The organism is Pseudomonas sp. HY13-MNA-CIBAN-0226 (genome assembly GCF_040310305.1).
Classification (GTDB): domain Bacteria; phylum Pseudomonadota; class Gammaproteobacteria; order Pseudomonadales; family Pseudomonadaceae; genus Aquipseudomonas; species Aquipseudomonas gregormendelii.
Map to the genome: position 1 here is coordinate 1 of NZ_JBEOPS010000711.1, position 230 is coordinate 230.

The following is a 230-nucleotide window of genomic DNA, read 5'->3' on the forward strand; positions in this document are numbered from 1 at the left end:
GGTATTCATATTAGGTTTGGCATCACGGAACTTATGAATAGTAGAAACGATTATTTTGCGGGTGTCACGCTCAAGCATTTGCTGTAATTCTCTAATACTTTCGGTGCTTTCTACGTTAGCAATATCCGCAGCGTTAAAGATGCCGCTTATCTGCGTATCTAAGTCGGTTCTATCTACTAGGACAATAACCGTTGGGCTTTTTAGCTTTGCTTCACGGCGCAGTTTTTGTG

The 230-nt window shown here is 41.7% G+C and carries 1 protein-coding gene; it reads right to left on the reverse strand.

Annotated elements, in window-relative coordinates; translation table 11 throughout:
- Window positions 1-230: DEAD/DEAH box helicase family protein (locus AAEZ05_RS30550; RefSeq protein ID WP_350650449.1), on the reverse strand; the 230-nt coding region annotated here is incomplete at both ends.